Source organism: Parafannyhessea sp., from assembly GCF_051876455.1.
Classification (GTDB): Bacteria; Actinomycetota; Coriobacteriia; order Coriobacteriales; family Atopobiaceae; genus Parafannyhessea.
Genome location: NZ_JBJEHW010000082.1, coordinates 1 through 3,643, shown reverse-complemented (window position 1 = coordinate 3,643; position 3,643 = coordinate 1). Strand labels below are relative to the sequence as shown.

The window sequence follows — 3,643 nt, the reverse complement described above, 5'->3', positions numbered from 1 at the left end:
GGGACGAGCACGGCAACCCGCGCTCCGCGGTGGCGGAGAAGGCCGCAAACGACGCAGTCGACGCGGCGCCTGGGACGCACCGGCTCCGTCGCTTCCTGCTGGGTCCGGTGTTCCTGCGGCTGGTGTTCATCGCACTTCTCGCCCTGCTGTGGTGGAACACGTTCCCCTTTGTGAACGGGCACGACGGCATGGCAAGGATCGCGCGCTTCCACACGCTGGGCGACTGGCTGCCGCTCATCTGCGCCACGATCTATCCCACGTACCTGCTCGTGTACGAGCTGTTCACAGGCCATATCTCCGGCGTGGTGCGCGAGGGGCTCAATGGCATCGCGACGCTCGCGACGGGCGTGCACGTTGAGGTGCGTCGCAGCGGCTCGTACGCGTCCGAGCTCACGAACCTGATCCAGAAGCAGTGGTACGGGCCCCTCATCCTGCCGCTGGGTGTGCTGCTCGCGAGCATGGGGCTTGCACACCACGCGGGCTGGCAGCACTACGCGCTGCTGGCGCTTGGCGCGCTCGTGGTGCTGGACGCGCTGCTCTCCACCTTTGGCATGGGCCTGGCGGACAGCATCGCGCGTCGCGTGGGCAACGCCGCGGAGGAGTGGTACGTGCAGGCGCGCATGGACATGCTCAAGCGCTGTGGCCAGTGGGGGAGCGGCCCCGCCGCGGGCGCAGGGGCGTCGCGCCACGCGAGGTAGGCGCCACCTGGCAGCGGCATCCCGTGCGGCGGGTGCCCTTCTCGGGTAAATCTTTGTACTTTGGGACCATTCGCGCCGCTGGGATACCATGTCACTAGTAGAGTCTTGACTTGGGGCGCGCTCGCCCCGTGACGCATACCTGATGTGGAGGATCGAATGCTCGACGACGCCAGCTCCCTGGTCTCCGTGATCGTGCCTATCTACAACGCGCAGAAGTTCCTGCGCCAGTGCCTTGACAGCATCTGCAACCAGACGCACAAGGGCCTGGAGATCATCCTGATCGATGACGGCTGCACGGACGGCTCGCCCGCGATCATCGACGAGTACGCGGCGCGCGACCCGCGCATCAGGGCGGTCCACAAGGAGAACGGCGGCTACGGCGCCGGCTGCAACCGCGGCCTCCAGATGGCCACGGGCCGCTGGGTCTCCATCGTGGAGCCGGACGACTACCTCGACCTCCCCATGTACCAGGAGATGCTCGACTTCGCCTCCACCTTTGACCAGAAGATCGACATCATCAAGTGCCCGTGGACCGAGGTCTCGCTCTGGGACGACCCAAGCACCACGCTCACGGCCCCGTGCCCGCTCGCCTCGCGCATGATCACGAGCGAGAGGCCCTTCACCCTCAAGGACCGCCCCACGCTCATCTCCACGCACCCCTCCATCTGGTCGGCCATCTACCGTCGCGACTTCCTGAACGAGAAGGGCATCCGCTTCATCGAGTACCCTGGTGCCGGCTGGGCGGACAACCCCTTCCTCATCGAGACGATGTGCCAGGCGGAGTCCATCGTCTACCTCAACAACTGCTACTACAACTACCGCATCGACCTGCCGGACAGCACGCGTCACCACAAGACCAAGGACCTCGTGACCCGCCCGTTCGACCGCTGGGTCACCATGCTCGACATCATGAAGCGCATCGGCGTCAAGGACGAGGGCATCATCGCAGCGCACTACGACCGCGGCTTCACCTATGCGTACGGCGCCGAGTACGACGACGGCGTGGACAACCCGCTCGTGGTGGAGAACGAGAAGCGTATCTTTGGCATGATGGACCCCAGGATCGTGGAGCGCATGTCCGAGCTGCCGCTCGTGCGCCTGCGCCGCTACTGCGAGCTCATGGGCAGGCCCATGCCTAGGCACGCGGTCCTCGCCAGGAGCGCCTACCTGCTGGGCAGCGCCAAGGCCACCGTCGACGCCTTTGGCGTCGGCAAGGTTGCCGGGCTCACCGTCCGCCACGGCGTCATGACCGTGCGCGACAAGATGGTCCACAACAAGAAGTAGCGCCAACAAGAACCGAATGTTCGTGGGCGTCGCGGCGTTGTCGCGACGCGCGTCCCAAAGGAGGCCCCCGTACCGCATGGAGCTCTTCTCGCTTGCCTTTGCGCTGTTCCTTGCCGCATGCTTCGTGACCTACTACGTGGTGGGCGCGGTGGCCGGCAGGGGACAGTGGGTCGTGCTGCTCATCGCGAGTCTCGCCTTCTATTGCATAGCCGGCGGCGTGCAGGCGCTTGGCTTCATCGCGTACGCGTCGCTCGTGACGTGGGTCGCGGCGCGCTACCTGGGCTCATGCGACGCCAACTGTAAGACGGAGCGCAAGGCCTGCTCGGACCGGAAGCAGAAGAAGGCCATCAAGGCCCGCTACCTGCACAAGAAGCGTGTCGCCCTCGTGCTGGCGCTCGTGGCCTGCCTGCTGGTGTTGGGCTACGTAAAGTACTTCAATGTCATTCTCTTCAACTTTGGGCTCGCGGCCAACCCGCGCTCGCTTGGCATCCTGCTGCCGCTGGGCATCTCGTTCTTCACCTTCCAGTCCCTGGGATACCTGATCGACGCGTACAACGGGCGCTTCTCCCCGCAGGAGAACTTCGCCAAGTACCTGCTGTTCGTGAGCTGGTTTCCCCAGCTCATCCAGGGACCCATCAACAAGTACGAGCAGACGGGGGAGGTGCTGCTCAGGAGCCGCCGCGTGCAGGACGTGAACTGCCGGCGCGCGGCGCTCAGGCTGGCCTACGGCGTCTTCAAGAAGGTGGCCATCGCCAACCTGCTCTTTCCCGTCTACTACTCCATCTTTAGCGGCATCAACGTGCACACGCCCGGCAACGTAATCGTCCTGGGCATCATCGTGTACTCCATCTACATGTACGCGGACTTCAGCGGCGGCATCGACATCGTCGAGGGCGTGTCCGAGCTCTTTGGGGTCGAGATGGCCCAGAACTTCCGCCAGCCCTACTTCAGCGTCTCGCTCTCCGACTTCTGGCGCAGGTGGCACATGTCCCTCGGCGCATGGATGCGCGACTACGTGTTCTATCCGTTCGCGCTCCTCACGCCGCTGCAAAACTTTGGCAAGTGGGCAACCAAGCACATGGGCCGCCACGCCGGCCGCACGCTTCCCGCCTGCATCGCCAACATCGTGGTGTTCCTCTGCGTGGGACTCTGGCACGGCGCGGAGTGGCACTACGTGCTGTGGGGCCTCTACAACGGCGTTATCGTAGCCCTGGCGGACCTCCTGGCGCCCGCCTTCGCGGCGCTCGCGCGCGTGCTCCACGTCAACCGCGAGTCCCGTGGCTTCCACGTGTTCGCCGTCGTCAGGACGTTCCTCGTGGTCCAGGTGGGCCGCTACTTCGACTGCATCACCAACATCGGTGCGCTTGGCATCTGTCTGCACAACACGCTCTTCAACTTCAACTCCGTCCCGATCGCCACGGCCCTCGCGGCACGCGGCGTCTCGCGGGCCTCCACGCTCGGCTTCCCCAAGATCACGATCCTGGCCTGCGTCGTCGTGTTCGTGATCAGCCTCCTGTACGAGACGGGGCACGACGTCCGCTCGGAGCTCCTCGCCGTGAGGCTGCCCGTCAGGGCCTTGGCCTACGGTCTCTGCTTCGTGCTCGTCGTCCTGGCGTTCCCCTACACGGTTACGAACGGGGGTGGCTTCCTCTATGCAAACT

3 protein-coding genes are annotated in these 3,643 nt (G+C 65.1%); all 3 read left to right on the top strand.

Going from position 1 to position 3,643, the window contains the following annotated elements; genetic code table 11:
• Positions 1 to 698, top strand: a 698-nt coding sequence (locus tag ACI38Z_RS03770; RefSeq protein WP_439788852.1) for a J domain-containing protein, incomplete at its 5' end; no start/stop codon positions are given.
• A gap of 156 nt (positions 699 to 854) precedes the next feature.
• Positions 855 to 1,982, top strand: a complete 1,128-nt coding sequence (locus ACI38Z_RS03765; protein ID WP_439788851.1) for a glycosyltransferase — start codon at positions 855 to 857, stop codon at positions 1,980 to 1,982.
• Between the two features lie 76 nt (positions 1,983 to 2,058).
• Positions 2,059 to 3,643 (top strand): MBOAT family O-acyltransferase (locus ACI38Z_RS03760; RefSeq protein ID WP_439788850.1); only part of this gene is annotated, 1,585 nt, incomplete at its 3' end.

Bases quoted from the DNA above. Each gene is read 5' to 3' on its own strand.
- ACI38Z_RS03765 (WP_439788851.1), top strand. From the start codon at position 855: ATGCTCGACGACGCCAGCTCCCTGGTCTCCGTGATCGTGCCTATCTAC.